This window comes from Bradyrhizobium cedriense (assembly GCF_054602315.1).
In genome coordinates this window covers 371,665-394,148 of the sequence record NZ_JBTSWB010000001.1, presented here as the reverse complement: position 1 = coordinate 394,148, position 22,484 = coordinate 371,665, and the positions used below count along the sequence as shown (strand labels likewise).

The following is a 22,484-nucleotide window of genomic DNA, read 5'->3' as shown; positions in this document are numbered from 1 at the left end:
GTTCCCTCCTCCCTTGTGGAGGAGCGTCAGGGAGGGGGGTAGCCCCAAGCGAGGTCGGAGTTTGTGGCTACCCCTCTCCCCCGCCCTCCCCCACAAGGGGGGAGGGAGCGCAGCTTGCCGTGCGACTGCCCGCAAGTCCCTCAGCATGATCACCCCAACGCCTTCAATTCGCCCGGCAAGGCATACGCCCATTGCGTGATGTTGCCGGCGCCGAGACACACGACGAGATCGCCGCTTTTGGCGATGCCCTGGACGATCTTTGCGAGTTCGCCGGCGTTCGGCAGCGGAATCACCTCGCGGTGACCGTGCGCGCGCAAGCCTTCCACGAAATGATCGCGATCGATGCCCTCGATCGGCGTCTCGCCTGCGGCATAGACATCGGCGACGATCACCGCATCGGCGTCGTTGAAGCAGGTGCAGAATTCCTCGAACAGCGACTGCAGGCGGGTGTAGCGGTGCGGCTGCACCACGGCGATCACCTTGCCGGTGTAGGAATCGCGCGCGGCTTTCAGCACCGCCGCGATCTCCACGGGGTGATGGCCGTAATCGTCGATGACGGCGACGCCATTCCATTCGCCGGTCTTGGTGAAGCGGCGCTTGACGCCACCGAAGCCTGCGATGGCACTGCGGATCTTGTCGTCGGACACACCGAGTGCGTGAGCGACCGCAATCGCCGCCGTCGCATTCGAGGCGTTGTGCCGGCCCGGCATTGGCAGCGCGAGGTCCGCGATCTCGTGCAGGGCGGCAGTCTTGCGGTCGCGGATCACGACCTTGAACTTCGAGCCGCCGCCGCCCGCGGTAAGATCGACCAGGCGCGCATCGGCCTGCGGATTCTCGCCGTAGGTGATGATGCGGCGGTCCTCGATCTTCCCGACGAGGCTCTGCACCACGGGATGATCGATGCACATCACGGCAAAGCCGTAGAACGGCAGGTTTTCGACGAAATGGCGGAAAGCGTCCTGCACCGCCTCGAATGTCTTGAAGTGATCGAGATGCTCGGGATCGACATTGGTGACGATCGCGACATCCGTCGGCAGCTTCAGGAAGGTGCCGTCGCTCTCATCGGCCTCCACCACCATCCAGTCGCCGGCCCCTAGCCGCGCATTGGAGCCGTAGGCATTGATGATGCCGCCATTGATCACGGTGGGATCGAGCCCGCCGGCATCGAGCAGCGTTGCGACCATCGTGGTCGTCGTGGTCTTGCCGTGGGTACCGGCAATGGCAACGCAGCTCTTCAGCCGCATCAGCTCGGCCAGCATCTCGGCGCGGCGCACCACGGGAATGCGCCTCTCGCGCGCCGCCATCAATTCCGGATTGTCGCGCTTGATCGCGGAGGACACGACCACGACCTCGGCACCGTCGACATTCTCGGCCTTGTGGCCGACCGAAACCTTCGCGCCCTTCTTGCGCAGACGGTCGAGGTTGTAATTGTCGGAGGCATCCGAACCCTGCACGGCATAGCCGAGATTGACCAGCACCTCGGCGATGCCGCTCATGCCGATCCCGCCGATCCCGACGAAGTGGATGGGTCCGATCTCGCGCGGCAATCTCATGGCTATATCTCTGTCTATTCCGGCTGCGGCCGCGGCATTCCGCCTGTCGTGGCCGGCAACCGGCGAATCTCCTCCACTTCATGCAAGACCGGACCGATCGGGACAAGCCCGGCACGGCCTCCAAACGAGGTAATTTCCGGTTGAATGCCCCATTTTGGCCCGTTTCGCTGACCGCGAGGCCCGCGTTCAGATCACGGGGACCATGTCGCCACTGACGTCAGACGGAGCCGGTTCGCGCGGCCGCCTCATCGTGGAGATCGAGCACGCGAAGATAGTTGCGCAGGCGATTGGCCTCGAGCGCGCCAATGAGCTTGTTCTGATGATAGGGCAACAGGAGATCGGCGAGCGGCGCGCTCCAGGGCGCGTCCAGATCGAAGATCACGCCGAGCCCGAATACGGCCGGGATCTCGGCGAAGCCGAGTTCGCGGCCGCCCCTGAGCGCGTCGGCCAGAAAGTCGTCGACCGCCGTCATCACGCCATTGCGTGCGCCGCCGGAGACCTCGGCAAACGCAAACTGGCCCATGCCGCGGAAGCCACGCCCCTCGACGAGGGCTGCCTGACCCGGAACCGCACCGGCGTCAAAGCTGTAGGCATGGCGATACTCGGGTGGAATTCGCTCGGGCGCATAGTAGAAATCGCGCCGACCACACGGCCAGCCGATGTCGTGCACAAAGACCAGAAGCGGCTTGCCGGCGCGGCGGCTGATCGCATCGATGTGGCCGAGCTCGTTGTAGACCGTGTACCAATTGTGATCGCCATCGACGACCCAGGCGTCGGCCTCCGCAACATCGGCGAACGCCTCCAGGCTCGTTTTTGCGAGATGGCGAACGTCCGGGTTGAGCTTCAGCCACGCCGTGAATTCGTGCTTCGGCGCGGGATCTATGGCGGTGAGGTGTCCGGCGCGCCCACGACAATGCTCGGCAAGGAAAGGCGACATGCCGCCATATTCCGAGCCGATCTCGACGATCTCGCGCGCATCGGCGAGCCTGAGTGCCTCGAGGACCAGATCGGAGAACTCCGCGAGGGAGTGAATCAGCAGGCCCGCCACCAACAAATCCTCCGCCAATTGCGCTTGAACGCGCCGCGCGTGCGACATCGTGCCGAGCGACCCATGTGCAAGCTTGAACGGCGCGGACGCTAAATTCCGGCGGTCTTCACCACGAGGTCCGCGAGCCTTTCGGCCGCGTCGAGCCGGCCGGCGCCGCGTGCGGCCTCGGCCATCCGAGTGAGGCGCGCGGGCTCGGCCGCGAAGGCGGAGATTTCAGCGGCGAGACGGTCGGAGGTGAACTCGGTCTGCGGGATGCGGATCGCGCCGTCGACCTTGACCAGCACGCCGGCATTGGCGAACTGGTCCTGGTCGATCGAACCGGGCAGCGGCACCAGGATGGAGGGCCGGCCGATCGCCGCGAGCTCGGCGACGGTGCCCGCGCCGGAGCGCGACACCACCAGATGGTTGGAGGCGAGCCGCGCCGGCAAATCCGTGAAGAACGGCGCGAGCTCCACCTTGATCTTGAGCTTGTCGTAGACCGCGCGCACGCGGCTCATGTCCTCTTCGCGCACCTGCTGCGTGAGGACGAGGCGGCTCCATAACGCAGGCTCGAGCCGCTCGATGGCGCCCGGCACGATATCGGCCATGATGCGTGCGCCCTGGCTGCCGCCCACGACGAGAAGGCGCAGCGGACCGTTCACCTCGGGGGGACTATATTTCACCGCAGCGGCGGCGAGGACCGCCGGCCGCATCGGCGTGCCGACGGTCGTGGTCTTGGCCGCCAGCGCCGGATCGCGATCGAGCACGCCGGGCAAGGACGTCGCGATGGCGCGGACGCGGCTCGACAGGAACCGGTTGGCGCGGCCGAGCACGGCGTTGGCGTCGTGGATGATGCTCGGCACGCCGGCGAATTTCGCCGCGACCAGCGGCGGCAGCGTCGGATAGCCGCCGAAGCCGACGACGGCGACGGGCTTCAACCGCCTGATCAGACGATAAGCGGAGAGCGTGCCCGCCGCGAGCGTCAGGCCGGCATAGGCGAGCTGGAGCGGATTGCGGCCGCGCGCGGTCTCGCTTGCCACGACGTCGATCATGTCCTTGCTGAACAGCCCGCTGTAGCGCAGCGCGCGCTCGTCGGTGACGAGGCGGACGCGAAAGCCGCGCCGGATCAGCTCGACGCCGAGCGCCTCGGCCGGAAACAGATGGCCGCCGGTGCCGCCCGCGGCGAGAAGAATCAAGGGGGACGTGTCCATGGCGGCGAGTTTTACAGTGTCTGCCCCGTCATTGCGAGCGCAGCGAAGCAATCCAGACTGTGCCCGCGGAGGGATTCTGGATTGCTTCGCTGCGCTCGCAATGACGAAGACCTACGCGTAGCTGCGCATCGCCTCGGCGTGGCCGCTCGCTTCTACTTCGGTGCGCGGGCGCAGCCGCGTCAGCGCCAGCATCATGCCGACACCATAGGCCAGCGAGACGATGGAGGAGCCGCCATAGGAGATGAAGGGTAGCGTCATGCCCTTGGCGGGAATGAGCTGGAGGTTGACCGACATGTTGATCGCCGCCTGCACGCCGAACAGGATCGCAAGTCCGGAGGCCGCGAAGCGCGAGAACATGTCCTCATTGGCATAGGCGCGCGACAACGTGCGGATGACGACGAAGGCGAACAGCGCCAGCATCGCAAGGCACAGGATGATGCCGAACTCCTCGGCCGCAACCGCGAACACGAAGTCGGTATGGCTGTCCGGGAGGCTACGCTTGGCGATGCCCTCGCCCGGTCCGAGCCCGAACCAACCGCCATTGTAGAAGGCCTCCATGGCGGTATCGACCTGGAAGGTGTCGCCCGAGGCCGGATTCATGAAGCGCCTGATGCGGCCGGCGACGTGCGGGACGAACAGATAGGCGCTGAACAGGCCGGCGGCGCCGAGACCTGCGAGACCCAGCACCCAAATCATGCGCATGCCTGCGATGAAGAAGAGCGAGCCCCACACCATCAGGACCAGCATGGTCTGGCCGAAGTCGGGTTCCATCACCAGCAGCGCCACCAGCATCAACAGCAGCACCACTGCGATCGACGTCGCCGGCATCTCCGGTCGCCTCGTCGATTCCGCGAACAGCCATGCCGCGATCACGACGAACGACGGTTTTGCGATCTCGGAGGCCTGGATGTTGACGCCGAGCAGCGTGATCCAGCGCCGCGAGCCCTTCACCTCCGGGCCGATGGCGAGCGTGAGCACGATCAGGATGATGCTCACCGCGAAGATGATCAGGGCGGAGCGGCGGATCGCGCGCGGCGACAGGAACGAGACCCCGAGCAGCACGATGCAGGATGGCACCAGGAACAGCACGTGGCGGCTGAAGAAATGAAAGGAATCAAGGCCGATACGGGTTGCAACCGGTGGGCTCGCCGCCAGCGACAGGATCACGCCAGTCAGCATCAAGGCCAGGATGGCGCCCATCAGCGGCTTGTCGACGGTCCACCACCACTCGGAAAAGGGGGTGCGTTCTTCACGGGAGAGCATGGGCGGCCGCTTTCGGACGGAGGTCGGTCCATTGGTCGCCGAGGTTGGTTACCGGGGGGTTAAGGGAATGGATGAAGTTGTGGAGAGTTCCGTGCCCCGGACGCAGCGCGGCGTGGTGCGCTGCTGAACCGGAGCCCAGCGGCTTTCTGGACCCCGGCTCTGCCGAGCGTCACTTCGTGCCGCCCCGCGTCCAGGACACGAGAGCCCTATTCGTAGTTGATTGCGACATCTCCTGCGCGCTGATCGCGCTTGTAGACCTGGTCTGGACCGGGAATGAACCCGATCCTCACCGCGCGCTCACTGCTCCACGCGACGACAACATCAAGGTGCCCGCGCACGCTGAGAAAGATCGGCGTGTTCTCGGGCGAGAACGTCCGGCCGCGCGCGATGATGCTGGCTTGCGTGCTGTCGGGCACCGTCGCACCGCATGATTTCCAGACCACGACAACCAGCTTTCTGCCGCTAGGCGAGGCGAATGCGCGCTGGCGAACGACGCCGCACGCACCGAAGGCACTCATGAGATTGTCGACGACAACAACGAAGACGAAACCCGCAGCGACCGGAACAGCTAGCCCGGCGGCGATCAGCCCGATCCAGCGTCGCCGCGACATCCTCACACCACCGGCTTCACACCCGGCAGCGCCTGCACCAGCTCGCGGAACCTGGTGCCACGGATCTCGAAGTTGCGGTACTGGTCGAAGGAGGCACAGGCGGGGGACAGCAGCACGACGGCATCAGTGAGACCCGAGGCCTCCGCATCGCGCGCGGCGTGCTCGACCGCGACATCGAGCGTCTGGCTGATCTCGTGCGCAACCTGCGTGCCCAACGTGCCCGAAAACTCCTGCGCGGCCTCGCCGATCAGATAGGCCTTGCGGATGCGCGGGAAGTAGCCGGTCAGGCCGGTGATGCCCCCCGCCTTGGGCTTGCCGCCGGCGATCCAGAAGATATCCGAAAAGGACGACAGCGCGTGGGCGGTGGCGTCCGCATTGGTGCCCTTGGAGTCGTTGACGAACAGGACATTGCCGCAGCGGCCGACCTGCTCCATGCGGTGCGCAAGGCCGGGAAAGCTGCGCAGGCCATTCTGCAGCACGTCCTGGCCGATGCCCATCGCGAGCGCGGCAGCGGCGGCGCAAGCCGCGTTCTGGGCGTTGTGCAGGCCCCGCAGCGAGCCGATGCCGCCGAGCGCGGCGATCTCGCTACGGGCGCCGCCCGAGGCGCTCACGATATTGCCATGCTCGAAATAAATGCCGGAGGCGAGCGGATTCTTGACAGAGATGCGCACGACGTTCTTGCCGGCGCGGTCGAGCCTGTCGGCGACATCGCGGCAATAGCCGTCGTCAACACCGACGATCGATGTGCCGCCCGCCTGCACGCCGGCGACGAGGCGCTCCTTCACCGCGGCGTAGTGCTCGATCGTACCATGACGGTCGATATGGTCCTCGCTGACATTGAGCAGGATGCCGACGGAAGGGTCGAGCGAAGGCGTGAGGTCGATCTGGTAGGACGACATCTCGATGACGTGGACGCGGCCCATGCGCGGCGGCTCCAGCGACAGGATCGCGGTGCCGATATTGCCGCCCATCTGGGTGTCGTAGCCGGCGACCTTGGTCAGATGCGCGATCAGTGCCGTCGTGGTCGACTTGCCGTTGGTGCCGGTGATGGCGACGAACGGTGCGTCCGGCGCATGCCGCCGCCGCTCGCGGCAGAACAGCTCGATGTCGCCGATCACCTCGACACCGGCCTCGCGCGCCTTCAGCACGCTCCAGTGCGGCACGGGATGAGTGAGCGGCACGCCCGGCGCGAGCACGAGCGCGGCGAAATTCGCCCAGGAAACGTTGCGCAGATCCGCGCTGATGAAACCGGCCTGCACGGCCTTGGCGACGTTCTCGGCATTGTCGTCGGCGGCGATCACTTCGGCGCCGCCAGCCTTCAGCGCGAGGCAGGACGCGAGCCCCGAGCCGCCGAGGCCGAACACAGCGACCGTCTTGCCGGCAAAAGACGTGACGGGGATCATGACCACACCTCTGTCATTCCGGGGCGACGCGTCAGCGTCGAACCCGGAATCTCGATATTCCGGATCGCCGCTTCGCGTCGTCCGGAATGACGATCCTGAGCCATCACCGCAATCACCGCAGCTTCAGCGTCGACAGACCGGCGAGCGCCAGCATCACCGAGATGATCCAGAAGCGGATCACGATCTGCGGCTCGGTCCAGCCGAGCTGCTCGAAATGATGATGGATCGGCGCCATCCGGAAGATGCGCTTGCCCGTGAGCTTGAACGACACCACCTGCACGATGACGGAGACCGCCTCCAGCACGAACAGGCCGCCGATCACGGCCAGCACGATCTCGTGCTTCACCGCGACCGCGATCGCACCGAGCATGCCGCCGAGCGCGAGCGAGCCGGTGTCACCCATGAAGATCGAAGCCGGCGGCGCGTTGAACCAGAGGAAGCCGAGGCCGGCCCCCAGCAGCGCGCCGCAGAGCACGGCCAGTTCGCCTGTGCCCGCGACATATTTGATCTGGAGATACTCGGCGAACACCGCGTTGCCGGCGAGATAGGCGATCATCGCAAAGCTCGCGGTCGCGATCATCACAGGCACGATGGCGAGGCCGTCGAGGCCGTCGGTGAGATTCACCGCGTTGCCGGAGCCGACGATGACGAAGGCGCCGAAGATGACGAAGAACCAGCCGAAATGCAGCACGGTGTCCTTGAGGAATGGGATCGTCAGCGCGGTCGAGGCGGGATCGCGGTTCAGCCGCACCAGCGCGTAGCAGGCGACCAGCGCGATGACCGCCTCGATCAGCAGGCGAAGCTTGCTGCCGAACCCGGTCGTGGTCTGCTTGGTCACCTTGAGGTAATCGTCATAGAAACCGACGAAGCCGAAGCCGAGCGTCACCGCCAGCACGATCCAGACATAGGGGTTGAGCGGATTGGCCCACAGCACCGTGCCGACGGTGAGGCCGGACAGGATCATCAGCCCGCCCATGGTGGGCGTGCCCTTCTTGGCGAGATGCGATTGCGGACCGTCCAAGCGGATCGGCTGTCCCTTACCCTGACGGATGCGCAGATGGTCGATGATCCAGGGCCCGAACAGGAACACGAACAGCGCGCCGGTCACGACTGCGCCGCCGGTGCGGAAGGTGATGTAGCGGAAGACGTTGAAGAAGGTGCGAACGGCACCGAAGCCCGGAAATGTGTTGGAAAGCTCGATCAACCAGTAAAACATTCAGACGGTCCTATGGCGCCTTTGCACACGCAGCCTTGGCCTTGTTCCTGGCCTTTATCTTGGCCTCAACGTGCCTCACGGGCATTCGCTGGTTTTCGTCATGGGTCGCGCGACCTCTGGGAAAACGGACGGCTTCGCGCCACAAAGGGTGGGATTCGGGAACAGCGCCTTCCAAGCAGTTTACGCCTTCGCCTGCAAGGCGGCCACCAGCCCCGGCACAAACTTGTTGACCCAGAACATCTTTTTGCTGCCCTTGACAACCACGACATCCCCTGCCTTCAGCAGGCCCGCAACCTCGCTCGGCTCCAACGTGGTGGGATCATCGTGCCAGCCGAGGCCCTTGCCTGATGGCAGCACGTCATAGAGGTGACGCATCAGAGGACCGACGCAGTAGACGCCGTCGATGCCTTCGAGATATTTGGCAAGGCCGGTATGATAGTTCGGTGCGTCCTCGCCCAGCTCGAGCATGTCGCCGAGAACCGCGATGCGGCGGCCGTCGCTCACGTGGCGCGCCTGCAGGCTCTGCAGCGCAGCCGCGACGCTGGCCGGATTGCCGTTGAAGCTGTCGTCGATCACGGTGACACCGCCGACCGCCTGCTCGACGCCGCGGCCGGTCATGATGCCGACGCGGTCGAGCTTGATCGCCAGCGTCGCGACGTCGAGATGCGCAGCATGGATGGCGGCCAGCGCGGCCAGCGCGTTGTGCACCCGGTGCGGTGCGCCAGGGGTGAGGCTGAAGGCGATCTCCTTCTTCCCGATCGCAGCCACGACCTGCCAGCTCTCGCCGTGGGGCGCGTGCGCGACCTCGTGCACCTCGGCATGCTCGCCCCCGAAGCGCACGACCTTGCCCCTCCACTCGGGCGCCTTGATCCCGGAGGGAAGCACCAGCACGCCGTCCTCGGGCAGACCGAGCGCGATCGACACTTTCTCGCGCCGGATGGCTTCGAGCGAGCCGAGCTTTTCCAGATGCACCGGCTGGACGTTGACGACGAGGGCGACCGTCGGCCGGGTCAGCTCGCTGAGCCGCGCGATCTCGCCTTGCTGGTTCATGCCCATCTCGACGACCCAGAGGCTCGCATCTCGCTTGGCATTGCACAGCGTCAGCGGCACGCCCCAGAAATTGTTGAAGCTCGACGGGCTTGCATAGGCGTTCGGATAGGCGGCGAGAAATTCCTTCGTGCTGGTCTTGCCCGCGCTGCCGGTGAGCCCGATCACCGGTCCGTTGAAGCGGGCGCGGGCGGCGCGTGCGAGGCCCCAGAGGCCGTCGATCAGCGTGTCCTTCACGACGATCTGCGGAATGCGGATGCCGGCGATCTCGTGCGGCACGATCATCGCGACCGCGCCGGAGGCTTCCGCCTTATCCGCGAACTCCCAGCCGTCCCGCGCACTGGCGAAGGCCGAGACGAAGCCGCCGCTCGGCGTGCCGCTCAGCGCAACGAACAGGCTGCCCGGCTTCACCAGGCGGCTGTCCTGGGTGACGAAGTCGATTGGCGTGTCCGGGAATGATCCAGCAACACCAAGCGCACGCGCGACCTCGGCAACCGTCCATATTGGCGCGCTCATGCAACCCTCGACGCTAGTGCGGCGGCAACCGCCTCGTGATCACTGAAGGGCAGTACCTCGCTGCCGACGATCTGGCCGGTTTCATGGCCCTTGCCGGCGATGAGCAGCGCGTCCCCCTCCTGCAAGTCCTCGATCGCAGCGCGGATCGCGGCGGCGCGGTCGCCGATTTCGCGGGCGCCCTTTGCGGTGGTGAGGATCGCGGCGCGGATGGCATCCGGCTTCTCGCTGCGCGGATTGTCGTCGGTGACGATGATGTCGTCGGCATTCTCGGCCGCGATCTCGCCCATGATCGGACGCTTGCCGGCATCGCGGTCGCCGCCGGCGCCGAACACGACGACCAGCCTGCGCTTCGCATAGGGCCTCAGCGCCTGGAGCGCCTTCGCGAGCGCATCGGGCTTGTGCGCATAGTCGACGAAGATCGGCGCGCCGTTGCGCTCGCCGACACGCTCGAGCCGGCCCTTGGCGCCTTCGAGATGTTCGAGAGTTGCGAACACATCTGCCGCATCGCTGCCGGTGCCGATGGCAAGGCCGGCCGACACCAGCGCGTTCTCGATCTGGAATTCGCCGACCAGCGGCAGCCGGACGGCGAAGCGCCTGCCGCGATGTTCGAGCGTGAGCTTTTGCGAGAAACCGTCGACGGCGGCTTCCGTGAGGCGGATGCCCTCGCCTGCTCCATCGCCGCTGCGACCCAACGCCATGACGCGCAGGCCGCGCGACTTTGCCGCCTCGATCACCTCGGTCGAGCAATCATGATCGGCCGAGATCGCTGCGGCGCCACCCGGCGGAACCAGCTCGCGGAGCAGGCGGAGCTTCGCCGCGAGATAATGCGCAACGGTCGGATGGTAATCCATGTGGTCGCGCGAGAGATTGGTGAAGCCGCCCGCGGAGACGCGCACGCCGTCGAGGCGATACTGGTCGAGCCCGTGCGACGAGGCCTCGAAGGCGAGATGCGTGACGCCCTCGCGCGCGATCTCGTCGATCTGCCGGTGCAGCGCGATCGGATCGGGCGTCGTCAGCGAACCGTAGACGGTGCGCTTGGGCGAGACCAGACCGATGGTGCCGATGCTGGCGGAGGCATGCCCCAGCCGCTCCCAGATCTGACGAGTGAAGGCGGCAACCGAGGTCTTGCCGCTGGTTCCGGTCACGGCGGCGATCGTGGCGGGCTGCGCGGGAAAGACTTTTGCGGCGGCGAGAGCAAGCACGCGGCGCGGATTGGCAACGGCGATGAACGGCACCTTGCAGGCAGCCGGCGCGTGGTCGCCGACCACGGCGACTGCGCCAGCCGCAATCGCCGCGTCGATGAAGCGCGCACCATCGGTCTTGCTGCCCGCGATTGCGAAGAACAGGTCGCCCGGCTTGACCGCGCGGCTGTCGAGCGCGATGCCGCTCACGTCGAGCGCCGCGGCAGCGGGTTCGATCGCGGCATCGTTGCCCAGGAGGTCACGCAGCTTCATGGTCTTCCAGTCGACATGCCGAAAGCCGAATCCCAGGAAAATCCCGACTCAGCACCGGCGACGGCCTACCCGGTTGATTACTGGGTTGTCCTGGATGCTGCAAGAATAAGGCGCTCGGACGGCGGCAGGTCGAACCGCGGCTCGACGCCAAGGAGCGGCGCGATCCGCTCGATCACCTTGCCGCCGGTCGGCACCGCGTTCCAGCCGGAGGTGATGAAGCCCTTGGTTTCAGGGATCGCCTGAGGCTCGTCCAGCATGATCAGGATCTGATATTTCGGATCGTCGCAGGGCATGATGGCCGTGAACGAGTTGAGCACGCGCTTCTTGGCGTAACGGCCGTTGACGACCTTTTCGGACGTGCCGGTCTTGCCGCCGACGTAGTAGCCCTTGACGTCCGCGGTCTTGGCGGTCCCGATTTCGGCATTGAGCCGCATCAGGAACCGCATCTTGTCGCTGGTCTCCGGCTTGATGACGCGCTTGGCCATCGCCATGGCGTCGGATTCGCTGCGCTTCATGAATGTCGGCGGAATCAGATAGCCGCCGTTCACCAGCGCGTTGATGCCCATCACTGCCTGGAGCGGCGCCACCGACATGCCCTGGCCGAACGCGATGGTCACCGTGTTCAGCTCTCCCCAGCGGCGAGGTAGCAACGGCGCCGCGCTCTCCGGCAATTCGGTGCGCAGCCGCGTCAACTGGCCCATCTTGGCAAGGAACGCCTTGTGCCCCTCGACGCCCTGGCTGAGCGCGATGCGCGCCGCGCCGATGTTGGACGAGTAGGTGAACACTTCCTTGGTGTTGATGAAGCGCCCGAGCGGATGGCTGTCATGGATGGTGAACTTGCCGTAGTGCAGGTTTCCGCGCGCATCCCACGACGAGTTCAGGTTGATCTTGCCGGAATCGAGCGCCATCGCCAGCGTGAACGCCTTGAAGGTCGAACCCATCTCGTAGACGCCGGTGGTCAGGCGGTTGATGCGATCGGGATCGTGCGCTTCCTTCGGATTGTTCGGATCGAAATCCGGCAGCGAGACCATCGCCACGATCTCGCCCGTCTTGACGTTGGAAACGATGCCGGAAGCGGCCTTGGCGTGGAACTTGTCCTTGGCCTTCAAGAGCTCGTCGCGCAGCGCGTGCTCGACGCGAAGATCGATCGAGAGCTCGATCGGTTTCTGCAAACGATCGGTTGCAAAGCCGGCGCGGTGGAGATCGGCGAGCCCCTGGTTGTCTAGCCACTTCTCCAGTCCGGCGATGCCCTGGTTGTCGATGTTGACGAGACCGATGATGTGGGCGACCTCGTTGCCGGTCGGATAGACGCGCTTGTTCTCGCGCAGGAAGCCGATGCCGGGAAGGCCGAGCTTGTGGATGGCCTGCTGCTGCGCCGGCGTGACCTCGCGCTTGAGCCAGGCGAAGCCCTTGCGTGACTTCAGCCGCTCGCGCACCTCGGCCTCGTCGAGGTCGGGAATGGTCGCGGTCAGGAGCTCGATCGCCTCGTCCTTGTCGATGATGCGGCGCGGCTCGCTGAACAGGCTCGCCGCCTTGACGTCGGTCGCAAGGATCGCGCCGTTGCGGTCGACGATGTCGGGCCGTGCGGTCGCCACCACCTCCTGCGAGGCCGCCCGCCGCGCACTGTGGGCATCGGCGCCGATCGCGAACATCACGAGTCGGCCGCCGATCAGGGCGTAGACCGCTCCGAAGGCGAGCATCGCAAGGCCAACGCGCGCGCGCGCCTTCGCGGCGCGATCGACGTTGCGCCCGTAGAGCAGGCTGCGGATCAACCGCTGCCGCCATGGTTCCGTTGGTTTGGCCGGAGTCGCAGTGCTCATTGCTTGTCCTCGGGCTGAGGCACGGAGCCCGTTACGGTATCGGGATCGCTCGCGGCTTCGATGGCGTTGAGCATTGCGCCGATGGGATCGGGCTCGCCCGGCCTGAACATCCGCGGCGGACGCTCCGGCAGATTCTTCAGCGAGTCATATTGCGTTCCGTTGACCGGCTTCAACGACAGATGCCGGTCGGACAGTCCTTGCAGACGCAAGGGCGCATCGAGCTTGGCCCATTCGGCCCGTAGCGAGGCGATCGCGTCGCGCTGCTCGCGGATCTCCGCACGCAGCCGCAGCACCTTCTCGGTGCGCGCGGTGGAGTCCATCTTGATCCGGTAGACATGGGCCGCCGCGAAGATGAGCGCACCGATGACGAGGAGATGGATGAAACGCATGCCTAGCCACCCCTCATCACGTCGGAGAGCTTCGGCCAGGACGCCGGCGCGTCGCCTTGATGCACCGGCGCAGCGGTGCGCTCGGCAGCGCGCAGCTTTGCGGATCGCGCGCGCGGATTGTTGGCGACCTCTTCCTCGCCGGCGACCACCGGCCGCCGCGTCAGAAGCTGAAAGCTCGGAGCGGCGTGCGCCGTTTCCGGCAGGTGCCGCGAGCCGCCGCTGGTCCTGGCGCGCTCGGCGAGAAAAGTCTTGACGATACGGTCTTCCAGCGAATGGAACGAGACGACGACGAGGCGGCCGCCGGGCTTGAGCACGCGCTCGGCCGCCGCGAGTGCGGCCTGGAGCTCGTCGAGCTCCTCGTTGACGAAGATGCGCAGCGCCTGGAACGTCCGCGTCGCCGGGTGAATGTCGCCGGGTTTCGAGCGCACGACCCTGCCGACGAGATCGGCGAGCGAGCGCGTGGTCGTGAACGGCGTATCCTTGCGGTCCGCGACGATGGCGCGGGCGATGCGTCGCGAATGTCGCTCCTCGCCGAACAGATAGATGATGTCGGCGAGATCGCCTTCCGACGCACGCGCGACCACGTCGGCCGCGGTCGGGCCCGCCTGCCCCATTCGCATGTCGAGCGGACCGTCGAGACGGAAGGAGAAACCACGGCCGGCCTGATCGAGCTGCATCGAGGACACGCCGACATCCATCACGACGCCGTCGACGGCGTCGATGACTTGCGCCGCGCAGACCTCGGCGAGGTTGGAGAAGCGGTCCTCGACCAGCGTGAGCCGGCCCTCGGAGCGTTCGACCAGTTCGGCGCCGCCGGCAATCGCGGTGCGGTCGCGGTCGATGGCGATGAGTTGGGTTCCCGGCACCTCCAGGATCGCGCGGCTATAGCCGCCGGCACCAAAAGTGGCGTCGACATAGACGCCGCCTTCGCGCGGGGCGAGATGCGCGATGGCCTCCCGGCCGAGAACGGGGATGTGCGGAACCGAGTTCATGCGCGACGCCTGCCGACCGACCAGCCCGACATCCAAGCGAGATCGGGGTCGAACGAGCCCATAGCGCCTCGAATCATTCCGCGTCGCGGCGGTTCCACGACAAAGCCCTCGTCCATCATGGTTACCGAGCCCATTCGTCCCGGGCCACAAGCCCAGTGTTCCCAGTGGAATTTGTCGGGCAGCCATGGGATTTCGAGCCAAAATACGCTTTGGCCGCCTCCGGACGCGGGTCGGCTCTTCATCCCTCAGTAACGGCCCTTAGCGTTAAGAAAGCGTTGCTCGACTCGATACAAGTCGTAAAGGTGACGAGTGGGGTGATGCCTCATCCACACACATCGCCGAAATGCATCCGTTAACCGCGCCGCGCGATTGCGCACGGTGGACGGTAAAGGAATAGTAAAGAGAAGGGCTTGCCCTACTCTCCATTCGTTTGAGCTGCTCATGCCCTCCGGTTCGTCCACACCGTCTGGATCCGACTCGAAGCGTCAACGTGTTATCCCGGTTCCCAAGTCCGTGGCGAGCCTGCGGACGTTCGAGCCCGATTCCTCGATCGTCTCGGACATCATCCCCTCGCCCAATCACGGCGAGCGCAACAAGGGACGGCAGCCGGACATGATCGTGCTGCACTACACCGGCATGCCCGACGTCGAAGGCGCGCTGGCACGGCTGTGCACGGCCGGCACCGAAGTGTCGGCGCATTATGTCGTGCTGGAGGACGGCCGTATCGTGCAATGCGTGCCCGAGGCCAAGCGCGCCTGGCACGCGGGCGTCTCCTCCTGGGCCGGAGAGGACGACATCAACTCCTGCTCGATCGGCATTGAGATCATCAATCGCGGCCATGATTGGGGCTATCCGGAATTCCCGCTGCGCCAGATCGCGGCCGTGATCGCGCTGTGCCGCGGCATCATGCTCCGCCGCAAGGTGCCGGCCCACCGGGTGCTCGGCCATTCCGACGTCGCGCCCGCGCGCAAGAAGGATCCCGGTGAGAAGTTTCCGTGGCATTCGCTGGCCAATTCCGGCGTCGGCCACTGGGTCACGCCCGCCCCGATCGTGCACGGCGAGACTCTGATGCTCGGCACAATCAGCGACTCCGTGCTGAGCATGCAGCAGGCGCTCGCAAGGTACGGCTACGGCGTGCCGCTGACCGGCAAATACGACGCCGCGACGATGGAAGTCGTCACCGCCTTCCAGCGCCATTTCCGCCCGGCGCGGCTCGACGGCGTCGCGGACCATTCGACGCTGTCGACATTGCAGGCGCTGCTGGCGAGCCTGCCGGCGGAAGGGACGACGCTGGCGTCGAAGTGACGGCGTAGTCCACGCAGTTCACGCTCGTGTCCCGGATGCGCGAAGCGCGAGCCGGGAACCAATCGGCGATGCAGCCCGTTGCGACGAGACGGGACCCGGCTCTGCAGCGCACCGCCATAGAGGCGCTGCGTCCGGGGCACGAGAGCATTACTCCATCTCCCTCATCCTTCGCGCATAGAGCCTGCGCAACGGCTCGAGCTGCGTCGCCTCCGTCGCCGCACGATAGGCATCGCGCGCCTCCTCCGTCCTGCCGAGCCTCCGCAACAAATCCGCGCGCACTGCCGGCAACAGCTCATAGCCGCGAAGCCCGCCGCGCGCGGTGATCGCATCGACGAGATCGAGCGCACGGGCCGGCCCGTCGACCATAGACACCGCCGCAGCGTGGTTCAGTTCGATCACCGGCGACGGGTTGATGCGCAGCAGCACCTCGTAGAGCCCGGCGATCTGCGGCCAGTCGGTCTCCTCGAAGCTGGGAGCGCGCGCATGCAATGCGGCGATCGCGGCCTGCACTGCATAGGGTTGCGGCCGGGCGGGCACGTGCAGCGCGTCGTCGACCAGACGCAGGCCCTCATCGATCTGCGCGCGGTCCCACAGGGAGCGGTCCTGCTCTTCGAGCAGCACGATGTCGCCGTCCGGGGTCTCGCGCCCGGGGCGGCGGGCGTCGTGCAGCAGCATGAGGGCCAGCAGGCCCTTGATGCCGGCGCGATCGGGCATCAGGCGATCGAGCAGGCGACCGAGCCGAATGGCCTCGGCCGCAAGATCCGGCCGCATCAGGTCTGCGCCCTCGGTCGCAACATAGCCTTCAGTGAAGACGAGATAGATCACGGCGAGCACGCCATCGAGCCGCGGCGCCAGCGCGTCGCGCTCGGGGACCTCATAGGGGATGCCCGCGAGCCTGATCTTCTGCTTGGCGCGGACGAGCCGCTGTGCCATTGCCTCCTCGCCCACGAGAAACGCGCGCGCGACCTGCGCGGTCGAGAGCCCGCAGACGGTGCGGAGCGTCAGCGCGACCTGGACCTCGGGCGCGAACGCGGGATGGCAACAGGTGAAGATCAGCCGCAGCATGTCGTCGTCGAGCGTTGCCGACGGCTCGTCGACGGCTTGCGCGTTCAGCTCGAGCTCATGCACCAGCGCCTGCTGCTTGCCGCGGAAGACGGCCTGGCGGCGAATCCGGTCGATCGCCTTGTGCTTGGCGACATTGACCAGCCAGGCGCGCGGATTCTCTGGGACCTCATCCGCGGCCCAGCGCTCCAGCGCGACGGCAAAAGCATCCTGGAGCGCATCCTCGGCGAGATCGAAATCACCGACGAGACGGATCAGCGTAGCCAGCGCCCGCCCCGCCTCGTCGCGGAAGATTTTGTCGATCTCGCTGCGGGTCATGTCACGCGATCAGTCGAGTTCACCGTCATTCCGGGGCGCGACGCAGTCGCGAACCCGTAACCGAACTTGTGGAGCGAGATTCCGCGTTCTCGCTTCGCGAGCCCGGCATGACGAGCACAAGACTCCTCACTTCTCATACACCCAGATCGGCCGCACCTCGATCGAGCCGATGCGTGCGCTGGGAATCCGGGCCGCGATCTCGATGGCCGCATTCAGATCCTTTGCTTCGATGAGATAGTAGCCGCCGAGCTGTTCGCGCGTTTCCGCGAACGGGCCATCGGTCGTCAGCGTCTTGCCCTCGCGCACGCGCACGGTCGTCGCGGTCGTGGTCGGCTGCAGGCGGTCGCCGGCCTTGAAGTTGCCGCTCTGGATGATGGATTGCGTGAAGGCCTGGTATTCGGCCAGCATCTTCTGGCTCGTCGCCGCGTCGTTCTTCGCGTACTCGACCTCGTTCTGATAGATCATCAGCAGATATTGCATTGCTTCACTCCTGTTGCTCGGCCGTATTGCCGACATCCAGTCGAACGGGGCGCACACCAAACGACATCCTCAGGATAAATTATTCGCGGGCGAAGCGTGCGTCGCGATATCGGCTTGACGAAACCGTCACAAATGCCCCATGCGTAGGCCGTCAGTCGGCCGGACGGCCGCTCCGGCAAGGGCCGAAAGGCCGCCGGGGAGGAAAGTCCGGGCTCCCTTGACATGCGGTGCCGGATAACGTCCGGCGGGGGTGACCCCAGGGAAAGTGCCACAGAGAACGAACCGCCCGCCTTCGCCCTTTGGGCTTCGGCGAGGCAAGCCCAGGCTTGTCACGTCGTAGCAGCGCAAGCTGCATAGACGGGTAAGGGTGAAAAGGTGCGGTAAGAGCGCACCGCGGTTCCGGCAACGGAGCCGGCATGGCAAACCCCACCGGGAGCAAAACCGAATAGGGGCGGCATAGCGGGCCGTTCGCGAAAGCGATAACGCCGCGGGGCGATGTCAGGCCCGCCGTCCGGGTAGGTTGCTCGAGGCCGTGTGCAAACACAGTCCCAGAGGAATGGCCGTCACGTATCGTTCGCGCAAGCGGACGGTGCCCTACAGAACCCGGCTTACAGGCCGGCTGATACTCTAAAGCGTTTTCGAGCGAAGTGGGTTTCCGGTTCGCGTCAAGAGAACGCGGCTTGCTCAGGAAGCGACGAGGGGTTCGGTGCCAACGCATCGGACCCCTCACCATTTTGGGCCGATCGCGCAGCTATTCACCAGTGTCATTCCGGGGCTCGCGAAGCGAGAACCCGGAATCCATCGAGCCGCAGGGAACGTGGAGGAATGGATTCCGGGTTCGTGCTGCGCACGCCCCGGAATGACGGTGAGAGTTACGCCACGATCTTCTCCAACACGCCTATCAGCGCCTCCGGCGCGGTGACATTCGGCGCATGGCTCGCATCGAGCTCGACATAGCGCCAGCCGTCCTCGTTCTTCGTGCGCCGCGCAAACTGCCCGAACACATCGCCCGGCGGAATGCGCGTGCAATAGATGTAGCTGCGCGGCATCGCCGGCTCGCCGTGTTCGAGCCTCAGCTTGGTCTCGAAGCACTTGATCGGCATTGGGACGCGGCGTGCATTGAGCCAGTCGAGATCGGCTTGGGACGTGTCCGGCGGCGGCGGATTCGGCGGGATGCGATAGCCGTCGCCGGCAGCGGCCGCCTTGCGCATCGGCTCGCGGCCACCCTCGTTGAGATCGAATAGCGATTGGCCATCGCGCGGCACGAAGGCGTCGAGATAGATCAGTTGCGTCACGCGTTCGCGCGCGCGGTCGGCGACGCCGGTCGCGACCATGCCGCCATAGCTGTGGCCGAGCAGCACGATGTCGCTGAGATCCTCGAAGGCGATGACGTTGAGGATGTCCTGGATGTGCGTTTCCAGATCGATCACAAGGCTTGCGAGATGCGCGCGCTCGCCGAGCCCGGTATAGGTGGGCGCCATCAGGCGGTGGCCGGCCTGCGCCATCAGCGGATGCATCTTCTTCCAGGCCCATCCGCCGGACCAGGCGCCATGACAAAGCAGGAAGGTCTTCGCGCGTGCGGCCATCGGCGTTTCCATCGTTCTTGTTGGTGCGATGGAGTGTAGCGGCCGGGCGCGCGATGTAAACGCCGCTCAGGCCGCGCGCGTATCAGCCTTCACCAGCACCGGTGCAAGCTCACCGGCCTCGCGCCGCAGCTTGCTCGCCTCGAAACCGTGCATGCCGAGCTGCCATTGCAGGCCGACGATGGCGCCCTTGGTCGGTTGCAGCAATGCGAGCGAGGCGAACAACGTCACCGGCAGCCACACCGCGAGTTGCAACCACTCCGGCGGCGCATAGGCGGTCTCGACGGCGAGGATCGCGGGGACCACGAGATGGCCGACCACGACCATCACGAGATAGGCGGGAAAGTCGTCCGCGCGCTGATGGAACAGCTCCTCGCCGCAATGGTCGCAGGTGTCCGCCACTTTGAGGAAGCGGCCGAACATGTGCCCTTCCCCGCAATTCGGACATTTGCCGCTGAAACCGCGCCACATCGCCTTTGCCAGAGAGACCGTCGCCATAACCCACCTCTTCCTTTTCAACGATCCATACAATAATATCTTGCATCCATACATTCAAAGGATATGGGGCTAAATTGCATGGATTGGACCCCTACAATCTCGGAGCTGAGCGGCCCGCGCTACCAGCGCATCGTCGATGCGATGGAGGCCGACATTGCCGCCGGCCGGCTCGTGCGCGGCCAGCAACTGCCGACGCAGCGCGCGCTCGCAAAATCACTTGGCATCGACCTCACCACGGTGACGCGCGCCTATACCGAGGCGCGGCGACGCGGCATCATGGAAGCCCGGGTCGGACAGGGCTCGTTCGTGTCGGAGACCAGCGCGCGCCGCGCGGTCGACCTGCCGCATCCCGTCGCGATCGATCTCTCGATGAACGTGCCGCCGCATCCGCTGGAGGCGCAGCTCGACGAGCGCATCATCGCCGGGCTGGAAGCCATCCGCGCGCAATCAGGCCTGACGGCGTATCTCAACTATCAGCCGCCCGGCGGCAGCATGCATGAGCGCGAGATCGCCGCGCGCTGGATGCGCGCACGCGTTCCGCATGTGCAGGCCGACAAGCTGGTGATCTTCCCCGGCGCTCAGACCATCCTCTTCAACCTGCTCGCCCACCTTGCGCGGCCCGGCGACATCGTGCTGACGGAAGCACTCACCTTCCCCGGCATCAAGGCCGCCGCCGCACGGCTCGGCGTCAAGCTCGTCGGCGTCGCCATGGACGACGGCGGCATCCTTCCAGATGCTCTGGCAAAGGCGTGCCGCGTGCACCGGCCAAAGGCCGTCTATCTCATTCCGACCCTGCACAATCCAACCACCGCAACGCTTTCCGCCGAGCGGCGCGGCGCCATCGCAAAGACCATTCGAGATGCCGACACGATCTTGATCGAGGACGATGCCTACGGCCCGCTCGACCGCTCGGCATCGCCGATCGCGGGCCTCATTCCGGAGCGGACTTATCTCGCCACCACACTGTCAAAATGCATCGCGCCGGCGTTGCGGGTCGCCTACCTGGTGACACCCGACAGCGGCGCGCAGCGGGACATGCGCACGTACTTGCAGGCGACCGTGCAGATGCCGGCGCCATTGATGGTCGCGCTGGTGACGCATTGGATCGAAAGCGGAATTGCCGATCGCATCATCGCCGCCATCCGCAACGAGGCAGTCGGCCGCCAGCAGCTCGCGCGACGCACGCTGAAGGGCTTTCAGTTCCTGGCCGGGCCCGCCGCCCATCATCTGTGGCTGCGGCTGCCTGAGGGCAGGCCCGATGTCGCGGCACATCTCCTGCGGAATGGACTGGCGGTCGTCGGCGGCGACGCCTTCACGGTCGACGGGACACCGCCGCACGCGGCACGTGTCTCGCTGGGGGCGGCGCGGAACAGATCGGAATTGACGGAAGCATTGCGCATCCTGATCGGCGCGCTGCAGAGGTCTGCCGACACCAGGCAGATCGTCTAGATCATCGACGGTGACGGCGATGGCCGGAGCGCGGGGCCGGCGTCACAGGTGACGGATAGGCCTGCGCTGCATACGCATCGCCCGGCGTTCCCTGCCGACCGAGAGCCGCGCGCGCCGCAGGCGTGAGCTGCCCGCCATTCAGAACGTCGCGGTCGGGATGAGCGGCCTGATAGGCGGCGGGCTCGGAAAACTGAGCCTGGGCCATTGTCGGCGTCAACGCCACCGCCAACAGCGCGGCTGCAGCGGCAATTTCGGCGCGGGTCATGGTCATTCTCCATCGTCGCGTTCAGGACTGACGATTCCAAGCGGGCGATCGCGCCGGCAGCCCCAGGATTGAAGTACGGCCATCATCTGGGCATGTCTTCCGCAAAAGCCCGACACCGCAGATCACGCCTGCGTGCAGCATGGATTGACCTGCACGGCAGCAGGCATTCTATGCGGGCGATGGCGATCAACAATTCGGGATCGTCCCTTGCGACGAGGATGATCCGTTGGACACGCTTACCTACGTCCTGCTGCTGTTCGGAGCGCTGGCCGGCGGCTTCGTCTCGGGGCTGGCCGGGTTCGGCACGGCGTTGATGGCGCTCGGCATCTGGCTCTACGTTCTGCCGCCCTCGCTCGCGGTGCCCCTGGTGCTGATCTGTTCGGTGATCGCACAGACCTCGACGCTGCCCTCGATGTGGAAGAGCTTCGATCTCTCGCTGGTTTGGCCGTTCCTGATCGGTGGACTGATCGGCGTGCCGCTGGGAACCATGTTGGTCGCCTCGGCCGATCCAAAAGTGTTCAAGCTGAGCGTCGGTGTGCTGCTCCTGATCTTTTCGAGCGCGCTGTATCTGAACAAGAAGCCGCTCGCGATCAAGTTCGGCGGCAGGATCGCCGACGGTGCGATCGGCTTTGCCGGCGGCATTCTGGGCGGCCTCGCCGGACTGTCGGGGCCGCTGCCGATCCTGTGGGCCAACATCCGCGGCTGGAACAAGCACGAGCGTCGCGGCATCTTCCAGCTGTTCAATTTCACGGTGCTCGCGACTGCGCTGGCGTTGCAGACCGCATCCGGCCTCGTCGCCTTCAAGGTGGTCTGGCTCGCACTGGTCGCGTTTCCGGGCACGCTGATCGGCGCATGGGCCGGCGCCCGGGTCTATCGCGCACTGAGCGACAAGCATTTCGGCGATGTCGTGCTCGGCCTGTTGTTCCTGTCGGGCCTCGGCCTCGTCTGGAATAGTGTCGGCACGCATTGAAGCGCGATGAAATTGGGATGAACCGTCATCGCGCTTCAATGCCGGCCGCCCC

Annotated in this window: 20 protein-coding genes and 1 other RNA gene; 4 read left to right on the top strand and 17 right to left on the bottom strand. The window is 65.8% G+C overall.

Annotated elements, in window-relative coordinates:
- Positions 1 to 149: 149 nt before the first annotated feature.
- The 12 genes from murC to rsmH form a co-directional block, all read right to left on the bottom strand.
- Positions 150 to 1,553, bottom strand: a complete 1,404-nt coding sequence (gene murC, locus ACYCVF_RS01945) for a UDP-N-acetylmuramate--L-alanine ligase (protein ID WP_459596867.1) — start codon at positions 1,551 to 1,553, stop codon at positions 150 to 152.
- Positions 1,554 to 1,770: 217 nt separating this feature from the next.
- Positions 1,771 to 2,601: a class I SAM-dependent methyltransferase gene (locus ACYCVF_RS01940; protein ID WP_459596866.1), complete on the bottom strand. Its 831-nt coding sequence runs from the start codon at positions 2,599 to 2,601 to the stop codon at positions 1,771 to 1,773.
- An 89-nt stretch (positions 2,602 to 2,690) separates the two neighbouring features.
- Positions 2,691 to 3,791 (bottom strand): undecaprenyldiphospho-muramoylpentapeptide beta-N-acetylglucosaminyltransferase, encoded by a 1,101-nt coding sequence (gene murG / locus ACYCVF_RS01935; protein WP_459596865.1) that lies wholly within the window; start codon positions 3,789 to 3,791, stop codon positions 2,691 to 2,693.
- 111 nt (positions 3,792 to 3,902) lie between these two features.
- A complete protein-coding gene (ftsW, locus tag ACYCVF_RS01930; RefSeq protein WP_459596864.1) occupies positions 3,903 to 5,054 on the bottom strand; it encodes a putative lipid II flippase FtsW in 1,152 nt (383 codons plus the stop codon).
- A 206-nt stretch (positions 5,055 to 5,260) separates the two neighbouring features.
- Entirely contained in the window at positions 5,261 to 5,665 is a 405-nt protein-coding gene (locus ACYCVF_RS01925) for a hypothetical protein (RefSeq protein WP_459596863.1), read from the bottom strand.
- A 2-nt stretch (positions 5,666 to 5,667) separates the two neighbouring features.
- Positions 5,668 to 7,068 (bottom strand): UDP-N-acetylmuramoyl-L-alanine--D-glutamate ligase, encoded by a 1,401-nt coding sequence (gene murD, locus ACYCVF_RS01920; protein ID WP_459596862.1) that lies wholly within the window; start codon positions 7,066 to 7,068, stop codon positions 5,668 to 5,670.
- Positions 7,069 to 7,180: 112 nt separating this feature from the next.
- Positions 7,181 to 8,284: a phospho-N-acetylmuramoyl-pentapeptide-transferase gene (gene mraY, locus ACYCVF_RS01915; RefSeq protein ID WP_131869726.1), complete on the bottom strand. Its 1,104-nt coding sequence runs from the start codon at positions 8,282 to 8,284 to the stop codon at positions 7,181 to 7,183.
- 180 nt (positions 8,285 to 8,464) lie between these two features.
- Positions 8,465 to 9,847, bottom strand: coding sequence for a UDP-N-acetylmuramoyl-tripeptide--D-alanyl-D-alanine ligase (locus ACYCVF_RS01910; protein WP_459596861.1), 1,383 nt, complete (start codon positions 9,845 to 9,847; stop codon positions 8,465 to 8,467).
- Positions 9,844 to 11,301, bottom strand: coding sequence for a UDP-N-acetylmuramoyl-L-alanyl-D-glutamate--2,6-diaminopimelate ligase (locus ACYCVF_RS01905; RefSeq protein WP_459596860.1), 1,458 nt, complete (start codon positions 11,299 to 11,301; stop codon positions 9,844 to 9,846). Before ACYCVF_RS01905 ends, ACYCVF_RS01910 begins: the two co-directional genes overlap by 4 nt.
- A gap of 77 nt (positions 11,302 to 11,378) precedes the next feature.
- Positions 11,379 to 13,121 carry a peptidoglycan D,D-transpeptidase FtsI family protein gene (locus ACYCVF_RS01900; protein WP_459596859.1) on the bottom strand — a complete coding sequence of 581 codons (1,743 nt, stop codon included), beginning with the start codon at positions 13,119 to 13,121 and terminating at the stop codon, positions 11,379 to 11,381.
- Positions 13,118 to 13,510 carry a cell division protein FtsL gene (ftsL, locus tag ACYCVF_RS01895; protein ID WP_459596858.1) on the bottom strand — a complete coding sequence of 131 codons (393 nt, stop codon included), beginning with the start codon at positions 13,508 to 13,510 and terminating at the stop codon, positions 13,118 to 13,120. Before ftsL ends, ACYCVF_RS01900 begins: the two co-directional genes overlap by 4 nt.
- Before the next feature lie 2 nt (positions 13,511 to 13,512).
- Complete coding sequence (rsmH, locus tag ACYCVF_RS01890; protein WP_459596857.1) at positions 13,513 to 14,502, bottom strand: 16S rRNA (cytosine(1402)-N(4))-methyltransferase RsmH; 990 nt, start codon at positions 14,500 to 14,502, stop codon at positions 13,513 to 13,515.
- A 441-nt stretch (positions 14,503 to 14,943) separates the two neighbouring features.
- Here rsmH and ACYCVF_RS01885 point away from each other — a divergent pair, with 441 nt between their 5' ends.
- On the top strand, positions 14,944 to 15,807 hold the full coding sequence (locus ACYCVF_RS01885; RefSeq protein WP_459596856.1) for an N-acetylmuramoyl-L-alanine amidase: 864 nt from the start codon (positions 14,944 to 14,946) through the stop codon (positions 15,805 to 15,807).
- 147 nt (positions 15,808 to 15,954) lie between these two features.
- Here the strand turns inward: ACYCVF_RS01885 and ACYCVF_RS01880 are convergent, their stop codons facing one another.
- Positions 15,955 to 17,187, bottom strand: a complete 1,233-nt coding sequence (locus ACYCVF_RS01880; protein ID WP_459596855.1) for an RNA polymerase sigma factor — start codon at positions 17,185 to 17,187, stop codon at positions 15,955 to 15,957.
- A 126-nt stretch (positions 17,188 to 17,313) separates the two neighbouring features.
- Complete coding sequence (locus ACYCVF_RS01875) at positions 17,314 to 17,667, bottom strand: YciI family protein (protein ID WP_459596854.1); 354 nt, start codon at positions 17,665 to 17,667, stop codon at positions 17,314 to 17,316.
- 151 nt (positions 17,668 to 17,818) lie between these two features.
- Here ACYCVF_RS01875 and rnpB point away from each other — a divergent pair.
- Positions 17,819 to 18,294: RNase P RNA component class A (gene rnpB, locus ACYCVF_RS01870), an RNA gene on the top strand.
- 245 nt (positions 18,295 to 18,539) lie between these two features.
- On the opposite strand, the gene ACYCVF_RS01865 is transcribed toward rnpB, so the two are convergent.
- Both ACYCVF_RS01865 and ACYCVF_RS01860 read right to left on the bottom strand, forming a co-directional pair.
- Positions 18,540 to 19,253, bottom strand: a complete 714-nt coding sequence (locus ACYCVF_RS01865; protein ID WP_459596853.1) for an alpha/beta fold hydrolase — start codon at positions 19,251 to 19,253, stop codon at positions 18,540 to 18,542.
- Between the two features lie 66 nt (positions 19,254 to 19,319).
- Entirely contained in the window at positions 19,320 to 19,748 is a 429-nt protein-coding gene (locus tag ACYCVF_RS01860; RefSeq protein WP_459596852.1) for a DUF983 domain-containing protein, read from the bottom strand.
- A 78-nt stretch (positions 19,749 to 19,826) separates the two neighbouring features.
- Here ACYCVF_RS01860 and ACYCVF_RS01855 point away from each other — a divergent pair, with 78 nt between their 5' ends.
- Complete coding sequence (locus ACYCVF_RS01855) at positions 19,827 to 21,197, top strand: aminotransferase-like domain-containing protein (protein WP_459596851.1); 1,371 nt, start codon at positions 19,827 to 19,829, stop codon at positions 21,195 to 21,197.
- A 1-nt stretch (position 21,198) separates the two neighbouring features.
- Here ACYCVF_RS01855 and ACYCVF_RS01850 read toward each other — a convergent pair whose 3' ends face one another.
- Positions 21,199 to 21,462: a hypothetical protein gene (locus ACYCVF_RS01850; protein ID WP_459596850.1), complete on the bottom strand. Its 264-nt coding sequence runs from the start codon at positions 21,460 to 21,462 to the stop codon at positions 21,199 to 21,201.
- A gap of 226 nt (positions 21,463 to 21,688) precedes the next feature.
- Between ACYCVF_RS01850 and ACYCVF_RS01845 the strand changes: the two genes are divergently transcribed.
- Positions 21,689 to 22,432, top strand: a complete 744-nt coding sequence (locus tag ACYCVF_RS01845; protein ID WP_459596849.1) for a sulfite exporter TauE/SafE family protein — start codon at positions 21,689 to 21,691, stop codon at positions 22,430 to 22,432.
- Positions 22,433 to 22,484 lie beyond the last annotated feature (52 nt).

What these genes read in the sequence shown, in the direction of transcription:
- ACYCVF_RS01900 (WP_459596859.1), bottom strand. Translation starts at nt 13,121, where the DNA reads ATGAGCACTGCGACTCCGGCCAAACCAACGGAACCATGGCGGCAGCGG.
- ftsW (WP_459596864.1), bottom strand. Translation starts at nt 5,054, where the DNA reads ATGCTCTCCCGTGAAGAACGCACCCCCTTTTCCGAGTGGTGGTGGACC.
- rsmH (WP_459596857.1), bottom strand. Translation starts at nt 14,502, where the DNA reads ATGAACTCGGTTCCGCACATCCCCGTTCTCGGCCGGGAGGCCATCGCG.
- ACYCVF_RS01850 (WP_459596850.1), bottom strand. Translation starts at nt 21,462, where the DNA reads ATGACCCGCGCCGAAATTGCCGCTGCAGCCGCGCTGTTGGCGGTGGCG.
- ACYCVF_RS01855 (WP_459596851.1), top strand. Translation starts at nt 19,827, where the DNA reads ATGGATTGGACCCCTACAATCTCGGAGCTGAGCGGCCCGCGCTACCAG.
- ACYCVF_RS01925 (WP_459596863.1), bottom strand. Translation starts at nt 5,665, where the DNA reads ATGTCGCGGCGACGCTGGATCGGGCTGATCGCCGCCGGGCTAGCTGTT.
- ACYCVF_RS01905 (WP_459596860.1), bottom strand. Translation starts at nt 11,301, where the DNA reads ATGAAGCTGCGTGACCTCCTGGGCAACGATGCCGCGATCGAACCCGCT.
- ACYCVF_RS01910 (WP_459596861.1), bottom strand. Translation starts at nt 9,847, where the DNA reads ATGAGCGCGCCAATATGGACGGTTGCCGAGGTCGCGCGTGCGCTTGGT.
- ACYCVF_RS01865 (WP_459596853.1), bottom strand. Translation starts at nt 19,253, where the DNA reads ATGGCCGCACGCGCGAAGACCTTCCTGCTTTGTCATGGCGCCTGGTCC.
- ACYCVF_RS01860 (WP_459596852.1), bottom strand. Translation starts at nt 19,748, where the DNA reads ATGGCGACGGTCTCTCTGGCAAAGGCGATGTGGCGCGGTTTCAGCGGC.
- murC (WP_459596867.1), bottom strand. Translation starts at nt 1,553, where the DNA reads ATGAGATTGCCGCGCGAGATCGGACCCATCCACTTCGTCGGGATCGGC.
- mraY (WP_131869726.1), bottom strand. Translation starts at nt 8,284, where the DNA reads ATGTTTTACTGGTTGATCGAGCTTTCCAACACATTTCCGGGCTTCGGT.
- murG (WP_459596865.1), bottom strand. Translation starts at nt 3,791, where the DNA reads ATGGACACGTCCCCCTTGATTCTTCTCGCCGCGGGCGGCACCGGCGGC.
- ACYCVF_RS01875 (WP_459596854.1), bottom strand. Translation starts at nt 17,667, where the DNA reads ATGCAATATCTGCTGATGATCTATCAGAACGAGGTCGAGTACGCGAAG.
- ftsL (WP_459596858.1), bottom strand. Translation starts at nt 13,510, where the DNA reads ATGCGTTTCATCCATCTCCTCGTCATCGGTGCGCTCATCTTCGCGGCG.
- ACYCVF_RS01880 (WP_459596855.1), bottom strand. Translation starts at nt 17,187, where the DNA reads ATGACCCGCAGCGAGATCGACAAAATCTTCCGCGACGAGGCGGGGCGG.
- ACYCVF_RS01885 (WP_459596856.1), top strand. Translation starts at nt 14,944, where the DNA reads ATGCCCTCCGGTTCGTCCACACCGTCTGGATCCGACTCGAAGCGTCAA.
- murD (WP_459596862.1), bottom strand. Translation starts at nt 7,068, where the DNA reads ATGATCCCCGTCACGTCTTTTGCCGGCAAGACGGTCGCTGTGTTCGGC.